This is a genomic window from Dyadobacter sp. 676 (assembly GCF_040448675.1).
GTDB lineage: Bacteria > Bacteroidota > Bacteroidia > Cytophagales > Spirosomataceae > Dyadobacter.
The window spans coordinates 5,678,051-5,696,859 of the sequence record NZ_CP159289.1; the positions used below are offsets into that span (position 1 = coordinate 5,678,051).

At 53.3% G+C, this 18,809-nt stretch carries 19 protein-coding genes; 9 read left to right on the forward strand and 10 right to left on the reverse strand.

Annotation, left to right across the window (positions count from 1 at the left end; genetic code table 11):
• Nucleotides 1-70 precede the first annotated feature (70 nt).
• Nucleotides 71-328, reverse strand: coding sequence for a PhzF family phenazine biosynthesis protein (locus tag ABV298_RS25160; RefSeq protein WP_353718888.1), 258 nt, complete (start codon nt 326-328; stop codon nt 71-73).
• A gap of 122 nt (nt 329-450) precedes the next feature.
• Nucleotides 451-774, reverse strand: coding sequence for a helix-turn-helix domain-containing protein (locus ABV298_RS25165; RefSeq protein WP_353718889.1), 324 nt, complete (start codon nt 772-774; stop codon nt 451-453).
• 189 nt (nt 775-963) lie between these two features.
• On the opposite strand from ABV298_RS25165, the gene ABV298_RS25170 reads away from it, so the two are divergent.
• A complete protein-coding gene (locus ABV298_RS25170; RefSeq protein WP_353718890.1) occupies nt 964-1,485 on the forward strand; it encodes an MFS transporter in 522 nt (173 codons plus the stop codon).
• Nucleotides 1,442-2,392 carry an MFS transporter gene (locus ABV298_RS25175; protein ID WP_353718891.1) on the forward strand — a complete coding sequence of 317 codons (951 nt, stop codon included), beginning with the start codon at nt 1,442-1,444 and terminating at the stop codon, nt 2,390-2,392. Before ABV298_RS25170 ends, ABV298_RS25175 begins: the two co-directional genes overlap by 44 nt.
• Nucleotides 2,393-2,590: 198 nt before the next feature.
• Here ABV298_RS25175 and ABV298_RS25180 read toward each other — a convergent pair whose 3' ends face one another.
• The 8 genes from ABV298_RS25180 to ABV298_RS25215 form a co-directional block, all read right to left on the reverse strand.
• A complete protein-coding gene (locus ABV298_RS25180) occupies nt 2,591-2,875 on the reverse strand; it encodes a hypothetical protein (protein ID WP_353718892.1) in 285 nt (94 codons plus the stop codon).
• Nucleotides 2,876-2,925: 50 nt separating this feature from the next.
• Complete coding sequence (locus ABV298_RS25185) at nt 2,926-3,276, reverse strand: ParA family protein (protein ID WP_353718893.1); 351 nt, start codon at nt 3,274-3,276, stop codon at nt 2,926-2,928.
• A 62-nt stretch (nt 3,277-3,338) separates the two neighbouring features.
• Nucleotides 3,339-3,572, reverse strand: coding sequence for a ParA family protein (locus ABV298_RS25190; RefSeq protein ID WP_353718894.1), 234 nt, complete (start codon nt 3,570-3,572; stop codon nt 3,339-3,341).
• A complete protein-coding gene (locus ABV298_RS25195; protein ID WP_353718895.1) occupies nt 3,572-3,982 on the reverse strand; it encodes an ATP-binding protein in 411 nt (136 codons plus the stop codon). Before ABV298_RS25195 ends, ABV298_RS25190 begins: the two co-directional genes overlap by 1 nt.
• A 17-nt stretch (nt 3,983-3,999) precedes the next feature.
• Nucleotides 4,000-4,428, reverse strand: coding sequence for an ATP-binding protein (locus ABV298_RS25200; RefSeq protein WP_353718896.1), 429 nt, complete (start codon nt 4,426-4,428; stop codon nt 4,000-4,002).
• 353 nt (nt 4,429-4,781) lie between these two features.
• Nucleotides 4,782-5,420, reverse strand: a complete 639-nt coding sequence (locus ABV298_RS25205; protein WP_353718897.1) for a RagB/SusD family nutrient uptake outer membrane protein — start codon at nt 5,418-5,420, stop codon at nt 4,782-4,784.
• Nucleotides 5,359-6,213, reverse strand: a complete 855-nt coding sequence (locus ABV298_RS25210) for a RagB/SusD family nutrient uptake outer membrane protein (RefSeq protein WP_353718898.1) — start codon at nt 6,211-6,213, stop codon at nt 5,359-5,361. The genes ABV298_RS25205 and ABV298_RS25210 overlap by 62 nt, the downstream gene beginning before the upstream one ends.
• Nucleotides 6,214-6,227: 14 nt before the next feature.
• Entirely contained in the window at nt 6,228-9,302 is a 3,075-nt protein-coding gene (locus ABV298_RS25215; RefSeq protein ID WP_353718899.1) for a TonB-dependent receptor, read from the reverse strand.
• Between the two features lie 234 nt (nt 9,303-9,536).
• On the opposite strand from ABV298_RS25215, the gene ABV298_RS25220 reads away from it, so the two are divergent.
• The 7 genes from ABV298_RS25220 (at nt 9,537) to ABV298_RS25250 (ending at nt 18,800) form a co-directional block, all read left to right on the forward strand.
• The gene (locus tag ABV298_RS25220; RefSeq protein WP_353718900.1) at nt 9,537-10,784 is read left to right on the forward strand and encodes a hypothetical protein; all 1,248 of its coding nucleotides are present in this window, start codon (nt 9,537-9,539) and stop codon (nt 10,782-10,784) included.
• A complete protein-coding gene (locus tag ABV298_RS25225; RefSeq protein ID WP_353718901.1) occupies nt 10,765-11,238 on the forward strand; it encodes a hypothetical protein in 474 nt (157 codons plus the stop codon). The genes ABV298_RS25220 and ABV298_RS25225 overlap by 20 nt, the downstream gene beginning before the upstream one ends.
• 246 nt (nt 11,239-11,484) lie before the next feature.
• On the forward strand, nt 11,485-12,063 hold the full coding sequence (locus tag ABV298_RS25230) for an RNA polymerase sigma-70 factor (RefSeq protein WP_353718902.1): 579 nt from the start codon (nt 11,485-11,487) through the stop codon (nt 12,061-12,063).
• Between the two features lie 68 nt (nt 12,064-12,131).
• Nucleotides 12,132-13,127, forward strand: a complete 996-nt coding sequence (locus ABV298_RS25235; RefSeq protein ID WP_353718903.1) for a FecR domain-containing protein — start codon at nt 12,132-12,134, stop codon at nt 13,125-13,127.
• A gap of 74 nt (nt 13,128-13,201) precedes the next feature.
• Nucleotides 13,202-16,504, forward strand: coding sequence for a TonB-dependent receptor (locus ABV298_RS25240; protein WP_353718904.1), 3,303 nt, complete (start codon nt 13,202-13,204; stop codon nt 16,502-16,504).
• A gap of 10 nt (nt 16,505-16,514) precedes the next feature.
• A complete protein-coding gene (locus ABV298_RS25245; RefSeq protein WP_353718905.1) occupies nt 16,515-17,846 on the forward strand; it encodes a RagB/SusD family nutrient uptake outer membrane protein in 1,332 nt (443 codons plus the stop codon).
• 18 nt (nt 17,847-17,864) lie between these two features.
• Nucleotides 17,865-18,800 carry a cyanophycinase gene (locus tag ABV298_RS25250; RefSeq protein ID WP_353718906.1) on the forward strand — a complete coding sequence of 312 codons (936 nt, stop codon included), beginning with the start codon at nt 17,865-17,867 and terminating at the stop codon, nt 18,798-18,800.
• The last annotated feature ends 9 nt before the right edge of the window (nt 18,801-18,809 follow it).

Consider the following 18,809-nt stretch of genomic DNA (forward strand, 5'->3'; position numbering starts at 1 on the left):
CGACGAGGAGTACCGGCAAAGGCCTTCCCGCTGAAAGAGGGACAATCGTCTGGTGGTAGCACCATGATCTTCAAATGTGAATTTTACCTTCCATGACGATGACGGCCGAGCCGCTGATCCAAATGCCGTCGGGCCTGGCATTGAAGTGAATTACCGAGGGGCGCCCCATCCGGGCTCCTTGTAAAATTCTGTAATCCGTTCCCGGTTTTATGTAGCCCTTTTGCAATAAATAGCCCGCCAACGGTCCTGCGGCGCTACCGGTTGCGGGGTCCTCGTCGATCCCGATGCCCGCCGAATTCACGGGCGATATCCGAGTAGCTTTCAACATCCAGATCCGAATCCGTCAGCACGACGGCCAGCGGGTTACCCTGGTACCTCACAGCAGAAAATACGTCGAGTACGTAGTAGGTGTAGCTTTTCATGGATGCAATATAATCTATTGAAAAACAACTACCGCTCTGCCGCCTTTTCCTGGCCGTGCCGGACCCGCCGTTGATAATCCTCGCCCCACGCGCAAAGCGAATCCATAATGGGGATCAGGCTTTTGCCGATCTCCGTCAGTTTATACTCCACCCGGGGCGGCGACTCCGCGTATGCTTCGCGTAGGAGCACTCCGTCGCGTTCCAGCTGTTTCAATTGTGCCGTGAGCGTAGCCTGCGTAATGTGGGGAAGCTTACGGCGCAGTACCCCGAAACGCATCGGGCACTCTTCCCGGATCTTGTTCAGGAGCATCAGCTTCCATTTCCCCCCGATAATGTCGAGCGCGATATTCATCGTATTATTTTTTTCTGAAAATGGCTCAGAATCTTCATTCGTAATGGATTGATCTACAATAATAGTATCGTTTGTCATACCTGGTATTGTCTTATAAACTACTTGATTACGAGCACTTGCCGCCTGATTTTTGGCCGAAAAAGATAACGGACCGGACATTCCGGCACGCCCTGATCAATTAACAACGCAATGAATACACAAATTTCAAAATGGCTGTTGCTGGCCATTATTTCATCCTCGGTATTTCTGTCCGTGATGGATATTTTCATCGTGAACGTAGCCATCCCGGCCATAAAAACAGGCATTCGCGGTACCGACAGCGATATCCAGCTCGTGATAGCCCTGTACCTGCTGGGCTACGCGGTTTTTCTGATCACCGCCGGTCGGGCAGGGGATTATTACGGTAAAAAGAAAGTCTTTGTAACGGCCATGCTGCTCTTTGTATCGATCTCGGCGGTATGTGGCTTCGCGCAAACGCCCTGGCAACTGAACGCCGCCCGGTTTTTCCAGGGTGTCGGTGCCGCGTGGATGATCCCGCAGGGCATTACCTATATTCAGGAGCTGTTTCCGGGCAGTAAAGAGCGGGTCAAAGCGTTGGGGATTTATGGCAGCGTCGCCGGAAGCGCCTCGGTAATCGGGCAGTTTCTGGGGGGGACTGTTACCCGAAATGAACGGCTTTCCCGAAGGTTGGCGACTGATTTTTCTCATTAACCTGCCCATTGGTTTGCTTATGGTGCCCATGGCGCTGCTGTTTTTGCCCGCCGACCGGCGGAGCGACGGCCGCAATGCCGGTTTCGATTATGAGGGCGTACTCCTGCTTACGGGCGCACTCGCGTGTGTGATTTACCCGCTCATACACGGGCATGAGGTGGGTTGGCCGTTGTGGTGCTTCGCAATGCTCGGCACTGGTGGTATTTTGCTGGCGATGTTTGTGAGAAACCAGAAGCAAAAACTTTCGACCGAAAGGCTGCCGCTCCTGGATGTGCGCCTGTTCAGCTTCCGCGATTTCAATGTCGGCATGGCGATCGTCCTGTTTTACTTTATGGTCCAGGACTCCTATTTCCTGATCAACGTCATGCTCCTCGAAACGGGCCTCCGGTTCAGTTCCGCCGAGACGGGAATACTCTTTGTATTCCAGGGCGTCGGCTACGTCATCGCGTCGCTCATTTCCCTGCGGCTGGTCCCGTTGTTTGGCAAAAAGGTACTACAGGCCGGTATACTCATCATGATTGTTACGTTGGCTATGCACATCATTGTCCTGAACGGCCCGGAAGTGGATCGCCAATGGCTGTACCCGATTCTTTTCGCCTACGGCACCGGCTGCGGCTCGGTACTGCCTTCGCTGCTGGCGGTCGGACTCAAAAACATGCCCATTGAACTCGCAGGAGCCGCTTCCGGTACATTTTCGACCTTTCAGCAAACGGCGATAGCGCTGGGTATCGGGGTAATCGGAGGGGTTTTCTTTTCCCATCTCGGCCCGCAGCCGGATGTAGCGGACTACATTCGCGCTTATCGCATCGCTACGCTTACGAATATTGCATTGCTCGCGTTGGTTGGCTTCCTCCTGTGGCTGCTGCCCGCCGGCGAGCCCTTAAGCGGCGAAATTGTGTCACATTGATAGCCGTAAAATCGGGCATCAGGACGACATTTATACCAGTTTCCGGTCGATTTTCCCTGCATATACGTTCGGGTTCCACGATCCGTTCAGGCGATTCGGTGTGTGTGATTTCTTTCGGGAGGGATGGTTGGGTCAACCGGAGCGCGGCGTAGGGTCGGGGGGGGGGGCGGGTTTTTGGGGATGGAATGAAGCAATTTTCTAGCCGATTATTCTATTCACGATTTTATTGGTAAATGAAAAGAAATCAGCATAACTACTTTTTACGGCTCCCAGATGTGCGCCGATAGCACCATCGGAAGGCTTCAAAAGAAAAATCGGTTTTCTTGCTTCCATTGCCATTGGTATCAGGCTATGATAATGTTTCAAAAGTGCCAGGCAATATGGATCGTCAGGTACGCTCAGGTCTGTTTCCGGCGCGTTGTTTAAAACGGACTCTCTAAAAACGTTAGGGATCCGATTCGCCCATTTGAGATACGATTTCACAGGTCTGCTTTCTTTAACTCCATGCTGCATAACCACATAACCTAAAGGGATTATCGAGCCGCGAGGTAATTGAAGTGACGGCTCGGGGTTTCTACTGAGGCGGTCTTCCCATTCTCCTTGCCAGGTTGTGTGAGTCGATTTCCGAGGTTTCTCAAACCCTGTAATGAAAACAAGTCGGCTGCCATAGGGACAACCACGTAATCAGCTGCAATCAACGTAGCTCTACTAATCGCCCCAAAATTGGGCCCTATATCGATAATATTAAAGTCGGCATTCCATCGTTGACCTGCTTCCATAATTACCCGATAGAACGACGACACGACGCGGAACGCCGCTTCGTCACGGTTCAGGCAGGCTCCCCAACCGCCGCTAAGTTTGTCTTCGAAAAGCGACAATTCCAAGTCGCCGGCAAGAAGCCCGATATTGCTTTTTATTTCCTCGATATGAGCAGGGGATATATCATCTATCCCCGATTCAATGGCTTTATAATTTCCAGAATCGTAGGTCTGCGCTCATCGCTATCATATATTTCCTGCAATCGATCGTCACTCAAAAACATTGAAGTCAAGTTCGTTTGAGGATCAAGGTCGACAGCTAGGCATCGATAGCCTAACTCCGCCAACATGTAGGTGAAATGATATACTAATGTCGTTTTTCCAACACCACCTTTATTATTAAAAAATGCAATAGTCTTCATTATCGTTTTTTATAGATTACAACCCCGAAGCCGGTTGGCTGATCGAGGATGAATAAAGGCTCCGGTGAGCCGTTCTTCGAAAGAGCGGCCTTGGCGCGTTTGACACCAACATTGAATGCGTTGATAAACCCTAAATTTTTCGCTGCTTCTGCCAATGTTGGATTTCTGTAATCGTTTTTATTGGGGAAATTCTCAGGCCTTGCATCGCCATACAGACCACCAGGATTTGTAATTTCAATCCGATCGCTGAACTCGTAGAATTTGATCGGTGCATTGGACTCGTAGTCGCGGTGTATGATCGCATTATATAGCAATTCTTCTATTGCCGATGCCGGATATGCCAGATCGTACGACTCGCCGAGCCCCAGCTGTACCCGCTTTTCAATTTGCGATTTGATAAATTCTTTCATTACACGCATTTGCGTGGTCAGGTCGCCCTCAAACCGGTGTTCAAAGTCAAAATCGCTAACCCCCTTCTTTGACCTACCCGAACACAAACCCGCCCTTTGTACCTTGCAGGCGGCACCTTAGATGGTTGGACCTCTACCACTGCAATATCTCCGTCTTCAAAAGAAAACTTTGTCACTGTCATTGCAGGAGGTGGCACAATACGACCGTCAGTTCGAAAGTTAAGTAGTGTTTGCATTAGTTGCTCATCTACCTTGGTGCCATTCAAACTTCCGTCGTCATTCGCTCCGATGATCAAATATCCCGGCAGTCCATGACCTGGCATGTCATTACAAAAAGCGCATATCGCCTCACCAAATTTGTCAGAATTAGTTTTTGATACCGTTTTTTCTATCCGGTCGGATTCTAATGCAGGCAGGAGTAATGCAATTTCTTCTTGGGAGATCATGTAGCGTTCGTTAAACCATGGCAAGTTGAAAAATGCTGGTGCAATTACCAAATTTTACGCGACATGGTGACCCTCCCAGTATACAAAAGCCAGGGGATCAGCGGAAAGGCACCGTTTTTCTATCGATGTTACGTGCCTGACGGCACTATCCCGTCACGACGTTCGATCGCGTTAACGATGTAATATCGGTAGAAAGGCGCAGGATCGATCACCCCGAATGCCGTAGGCATGTAGCGGCAGCGTGTAAATCGGCGCTGGCAATTCCCGTAACCAACTTTAACATGAAGATAAAAGCCCGGCCATCGAACTGATAGCCCGGCTTTATTTTGCGGATACACTTATTAAATCAAACCCTACTTATACCCTTCATTCTGCTTCAAATTAGGATTCCGGTCGATCTCGCTCTGCGGCAATGGGAACAGTACCTGGTGATCAAAAGCTGTTTTCCCGCGGCCTTTGGCCAGTTCAATGAATTTGCCATGACGGATCAGGTCCTGCCGGCGGAGCTCCTCGGTGAAAAATTCCCAGCCGCGCTCCTTGAGAATATGCGCCCGCAATGCGTCTTTGGAGGCGAATGCTGAAACGGATAACGCGGCAAGGCCGGCTTTGGTGCGTACCTGGTTAATCAGGTCCACGGTCGCTTGGGTCGGGCCTTCGAGCTCGTTCAAAGCCTCGGCTTTGCTCAGCAGGATGTCGGCGTAGCGCACCACCGGGAAGTCGTTGCCGAGATCGGCGCCGGTAGCGGGAAGGTCTTCTTCGAATTTGAAGCTGCGTTTATCGTCCTGGCCGAGTACGATATGTTTGCCGTTGAGGTCGTCGTATTCAGTCAGGAATGCCTGGCGGCGCTGGTCTTTCGGGTCGAAAGAGTCGTAAAAGGCCGATAGTGTTTTGAGCTGGGTGGCGTAGTTGGCCTTGGCGGCGCCTTTGTATTTATAGTTCGGGGGGAGCGGCGTGGGGCAGGTAATTGGTGCCCAGGCCCGGCTGCGCCACATGCGGGCGCACGTAAATGAACTCGCTGTTTTTCTCGTTGGCGAGCTTGAAAAGGTCCGTGCGGTTGGCCGAGTCGAAAAGGCTGTACACGTTCAGGTCGATTACCTTTTGGGCGGTTTCGTTCGTTTTCTGCCAGTCCTTGTTGTTCAGGTAAAATTTGGTCAGGAATGCGAGTGCGGCACCTTTGGTGGCCCGGCCGTATTGTCTGGCGGTTACGGGCAGAATATCGGCCACGGCATTCAGCTCGTCGGTTACGAATTTGACGAACTCTTCCCTGGTGGCGCGGGCCGGACGATCCTCGCTGCTGCTTATGCTGTTGGTAATGAGTGGGGTAGGGCCGAAAAGATCATACAACGAAATGTAGCCGCTCGCCCGCAGGAAGCGCGCCTCGGCGATGATCTGTCTTTTCCGTTCTTCGTCGAAATCGATATTGGGCACGTTGTCGATCACGAGGTTCGCCCGGTAAATGGCGCTGTAATAGCGGGTCCACGCCACGTCGAAAAATTCGTGAGAGGCGTTCCAGGTGAAATCTTCGAGCGGTTGCGCGAGCCCGCGGAGCCCGCCCTCGCGGATAATGAGGAGGTCGGTAGTAACCTCAGCCATGACGAGGATGTTGCGGAAGCCGTCGGTACCTTGTTTCTGTTCGAGGGCGTAGGCCGCGTTGAGCAAAGCTTCGGCGTCGTCGGCGGTTTTGAAGAAATTATTGGGACCAAAAGAAGAATACACTTCCTCTTCGAGCGGTTTGTCGCACGCGGCGGCGCTGAGCAGCAACAGGATATATAGTAACTTTTTCATTGTCTCGCAGGAAATTAGAAATTGATGCTCACGCCCGCGGTGTAGGTGCGGGAAAGCGGGAATGCATTGTAATCGGCACGCACGTTGGAGGTTCCGAATGCGCTCACCTCGGGGTCGTAGCCGGTGTATTTAGTGATGGTGAACAAATTCTGGCCGGTCACATACACTTGCAAGCCCTTGATATGCCGCCATTTGGCCGACGGGAAGTTGTAAGTCAGCTGCACGGATTTCAACCGCAGGTAGGAGGCATTCTCCACGGCCCGGCTGTTCACATTGCTCGTGTAGGAAACGGCCACGGGTATACCGGAAGAATTGGCGTTGGTCGGGTTAGCGGGCGTCCAGCGATCGGTATAGCTTTCGGCCAGGCGGTTGCGGCGGAACGAGATCGGGTTTTCGGATTCGGTGCGGTTCAGGTTGAACAGCTTGTTGCCCTGCACGCCCTGGAAGAAAAACGACAGGTTGAATGCGCCGTAAGTAAAATCGTTGTTCAGGCCGTAGGTGAAATCCGGGAATGGTGAGCCCAGGATCGTGCGATCGGCGGAATTGATGGAGCCGTCCTTGTTCACGTCGCGGTATTTGTACTCGCCCGGGCGCGAGAGCGGTTGTGCGGATTGGGCAATGTCCTCGCCCCGCTGGAACACGCCGTCGACAATGTAGCCATAGTAGGCATTCAGCGGGTCGCCCTTGCGGATAATGGTGAAGTCGTTGGTAAAACCTGCTGAGCCGCCCAGAATGTAAGGCAATGTGCCGAGGTCGGTCACTTCGTTTTTCACGACCGAGAAATTCAGGCTCGACCGCCAGGTGAATGGCGCGGTGACGTTTACGGAAGTCAGTGCAAAGTCGAAACCGGTATTTTTCAGCTCGCCCACGTTTTTGAAAGTGGTGGTAAAGCCGCTGGTGCGCGGAATGGGCAGTTGCAGGAGCAGGTCTTTGGTTTGTTTATGGAAATAATCAATGCTACCCGACAAGCGGTTGGCAAACAAGCTGAAATCTACGCCAATATCGAGCTGGCTGGTGGTTTCCCATTTCAAATCCGGGTTAGGAAGTTGCGTGGTGGAAATACCCACGTACGGCGCGCCGTCGAAAATGGCCTGTCCCTGCGGCCCGAGCAGAACCAGTGATTTGTAGCTGCCGATGTCCTGGTTACCGGTTACGCCGTAGCTGGCGCGGAGTTTCAGGTCGGTGATCTCATTCACGTTTTTCAGGAAAAGCTCGTCCTTGATCCGCCAGCCAAGGGCTACCGAAGGGAAAATGCCATATTTCTTGTTGTCGCCGAAGCGCGACGAGCCGTCGGCACGGATGGAGGCGGTGAGCAGGTATTTGTCGAGCAGATTGTAGTTTACACGCCCAAGGTAGGAGAGCAGCTGGTTCTTCGTCCGGCCGGAGCCCAGAGAAAATGTGCTCTGCGCGCCTGCGGCGAGGTTATCGGTACCCAATGCGTCGAGCGGGAAGTTCTGCGCACCTGCCGAAAGGGAGCTTACCATGAATTCCTGGTAGGTATAACCGCCGAGGACTTCGAGCTGATTATCCTTATTGAGCGCCTTGCTGTACCGGGCCGTAAATTCGACGAGGTTGTTGGAAGCGTTGCTCGTCAGCACGCTGGCAATGCCTTTGGTACCTTCGGCCCGTTTGGTGAGTCGGGAGGTGAAAATATCGCGCCGCGAATCCTGGCGGTCGGTACCGAAATTGATCTTGGCCGAAAGCTCGGGCAAAAAGTAGTATTCGGCAAAAACGCTGGCAAAAGTGCGGTTGGTGGTGGCAAAGTCACTCACTTCGTTGGCCAGGCCCACCGGGTTTTCCAGGTTCACGATTTGTGTCTGCGTCCAGGTGCCGTTGGGGTTTTTAATGCTAAGGGTAGGGTCCTGGAAAATGGCGGTGTTGATCACGCCGGCACCCTCATTCACGCTTACGCCGTTGGGTACGAAATCATCCTTTACCTGGCTGGAATTGAGGTTTAACCCAAATTTGAATTTGTCGCCGGTGTAATTCAGGTTCACCCGGCCGACATACTTCTTAATGCCGGAGCTGATCACGACGCCCTTTTGATCCAGGTAGTTGAGCGAAGCATAATAGGTGAATTTATCCTGCCCGCCCGAGAATGAGAGCTGATGGTTTTGCAAATAACCCTTTCTGAAAATCTCGTCCTGCCAGTACGTGCCTTTGCCTACGGCGGCGATCTGTTCGGTGGAGAATTCGGGGGCCTGCTTCTGGTCGGCGCGCAGGTCGTTGAGCAGGGCCATGTATTGCTGCGCATTGAGCATCGGCACGCGTCTGGTCACTTCCGAAACGGCACTTGACAAAGCATAATTGACGTTCAGCTTTCCTTTCAAGCCTTTTTTGGTGGTGATCAGAATAACCCCGTTCGCCCCGCGCGAGCCGTAGATGGCTGTCGCCGAAGCATCCTTCAATATTTCTACCGACTCGATGTCGTTCGGGTTCAGCGCATTCAGCGGGTTGCGGGGGGCCTGCTCGTTCACCAGCGTCGAGCCCGGCACCACCGCCGCGTTGTTCACCGGCAACCCGTCGATCACATAAAGCGGCTCGTTATTGGCATTGATAGAATTGGCCCCGCGGATGCGGATCGTCACGCCACCGCCCGGCTCAGAGCTGGATTGCGTCACCTGCACACCCGCCGAGCGACCGGCAATGAGCTGGTCGACAGACGTTTGTACCCCTTTGTTAAAGTCCCTGCTGTCCAGAGAGTTTACAGAGCCGGTCAGGTCGCGCTTTTTCTGGGTGCCGTACCCCACCACTACCAGCTCGTTGAGCTGCCGGGTATCGTCGCTGAGCTGCACGTTGATCTGTGTACGCCCTTTCACTTCCACCTCCTGTGTAATGTAGCCAATCGCCGAAAAGACCAGCACCGCGTCGCGACCCGCGGTAATCTCAAACTTGCCGTCGGCATTGGTGGTGGTACCTGTGGTGCTGTTTTTGACCAGTACATTAATGCCCGGCAAGGCCGACTGGTCAGTGGCCGAAGTAACTTTTCCCTGTATGGAAACGGATTGGGCATGGCCCTGCATGGCCATTATGCCGCCCAGCAAAGCCCAAATCAGCCGGATGTGATTTGAACGGAGAAATTGAATCATAGGTGATGCTTTTATAACTATACTTATTTGATCGGCAAAGTAAAGTTATTTTGAAGTTTTAAACTATTAAATTGGTAGATTAAATAGTTTTGTAACCCGAAAATAGGTAGCCATAATGGACCGGGTACTTTAAATGTAAGCAACTGGTAACATTAATTACCGATCGCTGCAACATACCGCCTGGTCAGCCGTCTTTTCGTGAAAAATCCAACTGCACCATAAAATATTATCGATATGGCTGATTGCTTTACGAAATTGACCGGTCGCGCTCTACTGGTATTTACCTGGCTTAATCTGTTTGTATTCGTTTGCAACGGCCAGGCCCGTCATCCTGCTTTGGACAGCATGGGGGCCAACATGGGCCGGGGGAACTGGAAGGCGGCCATTCACTGGGCCCTGAAAGCCGGGGAAGCTAATCCGTCGGAAAAATACTGGCGATACCTGAATGCAGCAGATTTCGCCAGTCGCGACCGGGACCGGGCGCTGACACTCTATTATGCAGCGCTGGTCGTCGATTCGGATATCGCCGTGAAGGCCCGTTTCGGAGAGTCGTTCGGGTGGTTGAAGGATGATCCGGAATGGCAGCGGTTGATGCGCAAGATAGCCGATCGGAAAGAGCATGAACGGCAGGCGAAAATTCAATCGGCCCGGATATTTCGTGATGAACAAACAGCAATGCAAACCCAGACCGACCGGTTCACGGAAACGCTGTCACAGATCAGTTCGGCGGAAGGCCTCTACAAGGCGATCCGGCAAGGCAGGCCGGCGCGGCAATATCCGCAGGGCCGGAATTTCGTATATGGCTGGACTAATTTCGACGGCAGGATAGAGCTGCCATATCTGGTCCAGTTACCTCCCGGTTTCGATGGCGGCAAGTCATATCCGCTGGTAGTAGTGCTGCACGGAGCCGTGGCATACCAGCCGGAATCCAGAGACGTCCCCGATAGCACCGACACGTTTTTCGGGCGATTTTATATGCGAATGGCCGGCGAGTCGGGATTCATCGCGGTATTTCCATATGGTACCAAAACCTATAACTGGATGATGCCGGACGATGGTTTCGGACTGGTACCGGAAGTGGTGCGGCAGGTAAAACGCCTGTTTCCGGTTGATGACAGCCGCATTTATGTTACCGGCCATTCCAATGGAGCCACGGGCGCGTTTTCGTACCTGATGAAACAGCCTTCCCTTTTTGCCGGTTTTTCGGGCATCAACAACCGGCCGCAGGTCCGTACCGGCGGCACGTTTTTCAGGAACGCATCGAACCGCTCTTTTTATAATGTCGCTACCGATTACGATTACTATTTTCCTTTCGGGGGGGCACCGGGAAGTAGCGCGGTTGGCGGCACAATGGGGGATCGACTGGCAAAACCAGGAAATCCGGGGCAACCGGTCGCATGGCTATCTGATCAACGACCAGGGCAACGAGGCCCTGCAGGTGTACGCGCAATTGTTTGCGTATATGGCCTCCCAAAAGCGTAACCCTTTTCGCGACCGGTTGTACTGGGAATGCGACGATATTAAAAACGGCCGCTGCGACTGGCTCGAAATCACCCGGCTCGATACGCTTGCCGACGCGAAAAACTGGCAAAGGCCGGTTAACGTCCGCGTAACCGGCTGGCGCGAGGTCATGAATCCGGCGGTGATGACCGATAGTACTTCCTACGCATTCCAATTCCCCCGGCGCTCGGGGGCGGTACAGGGTACTTATGCGGGAAACCGTTTCGAACTGACCACCTCGCGTGTTGAAAAGGTGAAACTGTTTCTGTCCCCGGAAATGATCGATTTTGGGAAGAACCTGCAAGTCCGTATCAACGGTACACTGGTTTTTGACGGCCGTGTCGCCATGGATGAAGCGTTCATGTTAACCTCCTACCGCCGCGAATCCGATCATCAGGCGGTGTGGGCGGGTAGCCTGGAATTGGCTGTTCCCTAGCTGCGGGAAACTGTGCGGGTCAACCGCCGCGGCGATAGTGAAATCTCCGGTTATCTGCTGAAAGTCCTGTTGCGTATATTCATGTCCGGTTGTGCTTCGCAAAAAAATAGAACGGCACTTTCCGGATGCGTTACTTGCATGGTAAAGTAATTTGAATTTTATTTGTCTACTGATTTTGTAGAGTATTAGTCTTATTAACCACCAATAAGCCTTTTCGGTCAATTATATTTTAAAACGTCTCCGAAAGTGGATGAAATAGGTGATTTATCGGATCAGCAACTGCTGAAAGCATTCCAGGAAGGCTCCCTGACGGCGTTTGAGGAAATCCACCAGCGCTATTTCGGAAGGCTGTATACGCATGCGTTCAAAATGCTTGGTGAGGCAGAGGATGCGCAGGATGTGGTGCAGGAGGTTTTTATTACACTCTGGACAAAGGGAAGGGCTATCCAGCTGCATAGCGGTTTGGCGGGTTACCTGTTCACGGCCGTGCGCAACCGCGTGCTGAACCTGATCGAACACAGCAAAACATACAGGGGCCACCTCGACAGCCTGGCAACATTTCTAAGCGACAACCACGTACCGGCAGGTGAGGTGGCGGACGAAGAGTTGCTGTTCACCCTTTTCGAAGCGGAAATCGACAAGTTACCCCGGAAGATGAAGGAGGTGTTCGAATTGCGGCGTCAGGGGGAATTATCCTATGCCGAAATCGCGGAGAAGCTTTCCTTGTCGGATCATACCGTAAAAAAACAAATCAGTAATGCTATTAAGATATTGAAAGACAGGTTAATGCAATGGAAATCGCAGCTGGTCGTAATATTTTTTTGAAAAATTTCTACTACCAAATGGCGCATCGTCTGTCATAGTTGTGAATTGCAATTCAAAACACCGTTACGATGGACCAGCAGCAGGCGAGGGATTTGTTGGCGAAATACCGGGCCGGGCGATGTACCGAGGCCGAAAAAGTGCTGATCGCGCAATGGTATGCGCAGCTGGCGCGGGAAAGGTCGGGGTTTCCCGGAAATCCCGATCCGGAAACGGCCCGGGATGAATCTTGGACGCGTATCCTGATGGCGGTTCAACACTTGCATACATTTGAAGACGGCACGAAGGCGCGAATACGTCCACTGCGTGCATTTTACGTTGCGGCAGCCGTGGCCGCAGTGCTTTGCATTGGCTTTTTCTGGTTGAGGGGCGGTTTATCGCCGAAAGGCAACGTCATCCCCGGAAAGCTGCTTATCGTCAGTGCATTGCCCGGTGAAGTGAAAACTTACCGGCTGCCAGATAGTTCGCTGGTGACGCTCAACGGAGGCAGCAGCATCAGCTATCCGGAGATATTCGGCAAGGTACGGAATATCAGACTGACCGACGGCGAGGCCTATTTCGATGTGAAACACGACGCCTCGCGTCCATTCATCGTTGAGGCTGGCCGGACGCGTACCCAGGTGCTCGGCACGGTGTTCTCGGTACGGGCCTACGGAGACCTGAACGACGTGCGGGTAACGGTGGCAAGCGGAAAAGTAGGTGTGCGTAATGGAGCGGCTTACCCCGAAACACGGACGTATTTCCTGCTGGCGGACGAGCAACTGGTGGTCGATAAGCAGAGCGGGCGGGTGCAAAAGGAACACGTGAATGCGCGGTCGCTGGCCGGGTGGATCCGCGGCGCGTTGGATTTCAACAATGAAGACCTGAAAACGATCGCATTGCTGCTGGAAAGGAAATTCAATGTGAACGTAGAAGTCGACGGTACGGCGCTGGCCGACCAGCGGCTCACGGCCCGCTTCCGGGCGGAAGAGACGTTGGACGATATTCTCGGAACGCTGGCCATGGCTGGTAATTTCAGTTATCGCCATACGATGGGCCGGGTCCTGATTTCAATGAACAAGCATTAAAAAATGAAGAAATTATGACGGAACTTATCCGAACGAACAGGTGCTTTCTACGCCCTCATTTAACCAGGCTCCGGATGATGATATTCCTCCTTGCCGCGCTTTTCCAGCCGGCTTTGGCCGAAAGCGAAAAAACGATTAAAGATGTGAGAATTTCGATCCGGGCTGAAAAGCAGTCTTTGAAGACGATTTTAAAACAAATCGAAGAGAAAAGCGGCTTCGTTTTTATTTATCAGAATAGACTAGTAAATCCATATACTAACCTCACTTTTGAAGCCCATAACGAAGCAGTTGAACAGGTATTGAACCGGCTGCTCCGCCAGCGCAGTCTGGACTATGCGCAGCAGAAAGAAAAAGTGATTATCCGGGAAGCACCGAAACAGGCCGGCCAAGCCACCGGTTGGGGTGATGCTACCGACCAGGCCATTAATGGCGTAGTGAAGGACGAGAAAGGCGATGGGCTGCCGGGCGTGACGATCCGTGTCAAGGGCAGCAACAAAGGCACGCTTACCGACGCCAATGGCGCGTTTACGATCTCGGCTGGTGGTGACGATGTACTCGTTTTCTCCTACATCGGCTATGTGACTTTCGAACAGCCGGTCAGCGGCTCCACGAGCCTGGACATTGCCCTGAAACCCGACGAAGGACAGCTCAGTGAGGTGGTGGTGACCGGTTACACCCAAACCAAGCGCAGCGCCCAGACCGGCGCTGTGACCACCATCGATTCCAAGGACTTTTCACAGGTTTCCTACAACAGCGTGATTGAAAAATTGCAGGGTACCGTGCCCGGTTTGCAGATTTCGAGCAATTCGGGCGTGCCAGGGACTTCGGTGCTCGTGCGATTGCGCGGCGCCACGTCCATCAAGGCAGGCAACGATCCCTTGTATGTGGTGGATGGGGTTTTTATCAATAATGAAAATTTGCAGGGCCTTTCGCGAGGCATGGGCGGGCAAACACCCAACCCGCTGTCGGACCTGAATCCGGACGATATCGAGTCGGTGTCCGTGCTCAAAGACGCGAATGCGACGGCCTTGTACGGAGCCCGCGGGGCGAATGGCGTGATCCTGATTACCACCAAGCGGGGCGCGCGCAACTCGCGTACGAAGGTGAGTATCAATATGGAGCAGGGTTTTGCCAAAGCGACCAACCTTTGGCAGCTGGTAACCGGTCCGGAGCACGCCGAGCTTGTCAACCTGGTGCATATCAACGACGGGAAAAGCTATGCGACGCGCCCTTTCCGGCCGGTTTCGGAGGCGATTGCCGGTTTTCCGGCGTTCGGTAGCCCGGAGGAGCAGGGTACTTACGACCGTGTGAGCGACATTTTCCGCACGGCTTCATTGAGCAAATACACCCTATCCGTTTCCGGCGGTGATTCCCGGACTAATTTTTACCTCGGCGGCGAATACCAGAACCAGCAATCGACGCTCAAAACGCAGGACTTTAAGCGGTATTCCTTCCGCTTCAATATCGACCATTCGATTTTGCCGAACCTGAAAATAGGGACCAGCAATACGCTTTCCAGCGTGCCGCGCCGGCTCGTGCGGGTAGGGGACGGTCCGGCAGGCTTGTTCCAGGCCGCATTGCACACGCCTACTTTTTACCCGTTTTATAATGAAGATGGCACCTATGCGAAACCGACTGTTTTCGACAGCCACCTGGCCATTCTCGAAAACTCCGACACGCATTCGGTGAGCTTGCGGAGCATTAACAATGTGTACGCGCTTTGGAATATCCTGCCGAATTTGTCTTTAAAATCCTCTTGGAGCAACGATTACAACAATTACCACGAAAAGGCCTACTACAACACCAACCTGGTGTACGGCCAACCCGCTGGCGAAGCGAATGATGTGACGACGATCAAGCAATCGCTTATTGCCGAGCAGCTTTTGAGCTATAATCTCTCGTCTGCCAAAAGCGAATTTTCGGTTTTTGCTGGGAATACCATTCAAAAAACGACCACCGAGCGAGCCACGCTGACCGGTACCGGCTTTCCGAGCAACCAATTCAAGCGGATCGCCTCGGCCGCAGTGCAAACGGCCTCATCCACCGGCTCTTCCTATGGGCTACTTTCGTTTTTTACGGGTTTTAATTATAGTTACGACAATCGGTACAGCATAGACGGTAACATCCGTGCGGATGCGTCGTCGCGATTCGGGGCCGATCACCGCTGGGGTTATTTCCCGTCGGTAGGTCTGGGCTGGAACATCTCCAAAGAAGCATTTTTTCCCGATAATAATGCCCTTACCGACCTGCGCTTCAAGGCCAGCCTGGGTCTAACCGGCAACCAGGATATCGACGATTTCGCTTCCCGCGGCCTTTGGGCGGGGGGCGCCAACTACGGCGACCAACCGGGCATCGCGCCAAGCCAGCTGGCCAACCCCGATTTGAAATGGGAGACAACGCGGCAGTACAACTTGGGGCTCTCGGGTGCATTACTGAAACAGCGGCTGAATTTTGAGTTCAACTATTACGATAAGTTCACTTACGACCTGCTGCTCGACCAGCCCGTGGCCCCGAATACCGGTTTTTCGTCCGTTGTCCGCAATGTAGGCGAGATCAGCAACCGGGGCGTGGAGCTCCTGCTTAATTCGGTGAATGTGCGGACCAAAGAACTGGAATGGAAGACCGTGCTCACCGTGTCGCGCAATGTGAACCGGGTGCAAAAGCTATTGACGCCTATCACGGCAAGCTACGACATGTTCCGGGTAGTGGAAGGTCAGCCGCTCTATTCGGTTTATGCCTACAAAGAGATCGGACTCAATTTCGAGAATGGCAATGCGATTTATGAGGACGTAAACAAGGACGGCAAGATCACCGTCGACGACCAGCGCATTGTCGGTAACGTCTGGCCAAAGTTCGAAGGGGCATTTCGTAATACGTTGTCCTTCAAAGGTCTGGATTTGAACCTGAATTTTTATTACAAATACGGCAACTCGGTTTACAACTATACCGCCTATTTCCTCGAAACGGCCGGTACCCGGGGCGTAACGCGCTCCATCCAGAAAAGCTCGCTCAGCTACTGGAAGAAACCTGGCGATACCGGCGTGCTGCCCCGGCCCACCAACCTTACCAATCCCGACGGCAGCCTGAATTATTTCCGTACCGGCAACAGCCGCTACCTGGAAGATGCTTCTTACCTGCGCCTGCGCGATGTGACGATCAGTTATCACCTGCCGAAAAGCATCGTTTCCGCCCTTCGCGCGACAGGCGCGAGGTTGTACCTGACGGCCTCCAACCTGTGGACGCTCACCAGCTACTCGGGTCCCGATCCCGAGGTGAATGTGGCAGCCGACAGCCGCAACGGGCTTGTGCAGGGCCTGGATTTCGGCACGCCACCGCAGCCGAAATCGGTGGTCTTGGGGGTTAATCTGAGTTTTTAACCGCATGATGATGAAAAAACTGAATATCGCATTGACACTGGCCGTACTATGGCTTTCGTCGTGCTCCGACCTGCTGAATACCGAACCAGAGCAGAATATCTCTGACGAAGCGGTGATTGTGGATAAGAAATCAGCCAATACGGCCCTGGTGGGCGTGTACGACGCACTGCAGGGCTACGCCACTTCGAACATTATCGGCCTGGACCTGGCTTCGGACAACGTCGTGAATTACAACAACCAGAACAACCTGGTACCCGACCTGACGCCCAATAACGCCGGCGGCGGCTTTTCGGCGATTTACAAGATGATTAACCAGGCGAATTTCGTGATCGCCCTTGTGCCGGGCGCACAGGATGGCTTTTTTACGCAGGAAGAGCGGAACCAGGTGCTGGGAGAGGCCTATTTTTTGCGTGCGTTGGGTTACCTGGATTTGGTAAAGACCTATGGCGGCGTGCAACTGGTGCTCACTCCCGCAACCGGCCCGGACACGCACAAGGGAACGAAGCGGAGCACGGCCGCCGAAACCTACGCGCAAATCGGCGCGGACCTTGACCAAGCCGAGCAGCTTTTGAAAGAAACCGTAAACCGCACCCGCGCAACCCGTCTTTCCGCGTATGCATTGAAAGCCAGGTATTATACCTATTTGCAAAACTGGGAGCAGGCCGAAAATTATGCTTCGAAAGTAATTGCCAATGCCGGATTCAAACTGGTCAAACCGTACTCGGCATTCTTCACCGGTAAAACGACCGAAGAATCGATTTTGGAGCTCGTTTACAGTACTTCTGACCGAAATTCATTTTATACCAACTGGCTTTCACCGGCCGATGGCGGCCGCCACGACTATATTCCGGCACGCGAGTTCGTCAGCCTGTTACTCGACCCGGCCAAGGGCGGCGCGCGCAAAAGTTTGCTCAAACAAACCGCCGAAGGCTCCTGGGACCTCATTCAATATGGCAAGCCTGACGGTTCGAGTTCGGTGTTCGTTCTGCGCATTGCCGAGCAATATCTCATCCGCGCCGAAGCCCGGGCTAACAAAGCCACACCCGATTTCACCGGCGCGCTCACTGACCTGAACGCCATACGCACACGTTCGGATCTGCCCGCATCTACACTCACGCCTACGTCGGGCAAGGAGGCATTCAACCTGGGGATCCTTGAAGAGCGCCGCCTCGAACTGCCCTTCGAAGGCCACCGGTTCGTGGATGTGGTGCGTACCGGCCGTTCGGCTAGCATTTTCGGGGCCATTAATGCCAACCGGAAGAACCAGCAATTCAATATCCTGCCCATTCCGCTCACAGCCATTCAGACCGACGCGGACCTTGTTCAGAACCCCGGCTATTAACATTCATTCTGTCAAAATATGAAAACCGAATTGATTCTCACGGCATTATTCACAGCGGCGACACTGACAGCTTCCCTTGCGCAGACGCCCGTGACCGTTAAAAAGAATACTACCACCCGTCATGGCCCTGAAAAAGGTGCGCTGATCATCATCGGCGGGGGTGGGGCGACACCCGAAATCTGGAAGCGTTTCGTGCAGCTGGCTGGTGGAAAAGAAAAAGCCAAAATCGTGGTGATTACCGCGGCAGGCGGCGATTCGGCGGCTTATGATACCAAATCCGTCGATCTGGTGAAACGCGAAACCGGCATTGCCGACGTGACATTGCTGCATACCAACGACCTCAAAGAAGCCAACAGCGAAAAGTTTGTCGCGCCCATCCGCGCAGCTACGGGTGTGTATATCGTGGGAGGCCGTCAGTGGCGCATTGCCGATTCTTACCTGAACACATTAACCCACCAGGCATTCCAGGAACTGCTTGATCGTGGCGGGGTGATTTCCGGTACATCTGCCGGGGCCAGTATTCAGGGCTCGTTCCTCTGGCGGGGCGATACCAAAGGGGCGCATATCCTGGTAGGCGACCATACACAGGGCTTGGGTTTCCTGAAAAACTCGGTGATCGACCAGCATTTGTTTCGCCGCAACCGGCAGTTTGATCTGGTGGAATTTGTCAAAAACGCGCCGGAACTGATCGGTATCGGGCTCGACGAAGCTACGTCGGTAGTAGTGCAGCGCGATACGCTCGAAGTGGTTGGGCGATCCTATGCTTCCATATACGACTATAACACCATCATCGGTGCGGGGGCAAAGCACGTACAGGGCAACCGCGAGGTGTCGACGGCGAGCAATGGACCATTCTTCTTTTTGTATGAAGGGCAGAAGTATGATTTGAAGGAGCGGAAGGTGATCGAAGCGCCAAGAGAACGGGAGACTGTTTTGGGTAGCAAAGGGAGGTAGGAAGAAGGG

Coding starts and splice junctions, on each gene's coding strand:
- ABV298_RS25160 (WP_353718888.1), bottom strand. CDS start 328: ATGTTGAAAGCTACTCGGATATCGCCCGTGAATTCGGCGGGCATCGGG.
- ABV298_RS25165 (WP_353718889.1), bottom strand. CDS start 774: ATGAATATCGCGCTCGACATTATCGGGGGGAAATGGAAGCTGATGCTC.
- ABV298_RS25170 (WP_353718890.1), top strand. CDS start 964: ATGAATACACAAATTTCAAAATGGCTGTTGCTGGCCATTATTTCATCC.
- ABV298_RS25175 (WP_353718891.1), top strand. CDS start 1,442: ATGAACGGCTTTCCCGAAGGTTGGCGACTGATTTTTCTCATTAACCTG.
- ABV298_RS25190 (WP_353718894.1), bottom strand. CDS start 3,572: ATGAAGACTATTGCATTTTTTAATAATAAAGGTGGTGTTGGAAAAACG.
- ABV298_RS25195 (WP_353718895.1), bottom strand. CDS start 3,982: ATGAAAGAATTTATCAAATCGCAAATTGAAAAGCGGGTACAGCTGGGG.
- ABV298_RS25200 (WP_353718896.1), bottom strand. CDS start 4,428: ATGATCTCCCAAGAAGAAATTGCATTACTCCTGCCTGCATTAGAATCC.
- ABV298_RS25205 (WP_353718897.1), bottom strand. CDS start 5,420: ATGTGGCGCAGCCGGGCCTGGGCACCAATTACCTGCCCCACGCCGCTC.
- ABV298_RS25210 (WP_353718898.1), bottom strand. CDS start 6,213: ATGAAAAAGTTACTATATATCCTGTTGCTGCTCAGCGCCGCCGCGTGC.
- ABV298_RS25215 (WP_353718899.1), bottom strand. CDS start 9,302: ATGATTCAATTTCTCCGTTCAAATCACATCCGGCTGATTTGGGCTTTG.
- ABV298_RS25220 (WP_353718900.1), top strand. CDS start 9,537: ATGGCTGATTGCTTTACGAAATTGACCGGTCGCGCTCTACTGGTATTT.
- ABV298_RS25225 (WP_353718901.1), top strand. CDS start 10,765: ATGGCCTCCCAAAAGCGTAACCCTTTTCGCGACCGGTTGTACTGGGAA.
- ABV298_RS25235 (WP_353718903.1), top strand. CDS start 12,132: ATGGACCAGCAGCAGGCGAGGGATTTGTTGGCGAAATACCGGGCCGGG.
- ABV298_RS25240 (WP_353718904.1), top strand. CDS start 13,202: ATGATGATATTCCTCCTTGCCGCGCTTTTCCAGCCGGCTTTGGCCGAA.
- ABV298_RS25245 (WP_353718905.1), top strand. CDS start 16,515: ATGAAAAAACTGAATATCGCATTGACACTGGCCGTACTATGGCTTTCG.
- ABV298_RS25250 (WP_353718906.1), top strand. CDS start 17,865: ATGAAAACCGAATTGATTCTCACGGCATTATTCACAGCGGCGACACTG.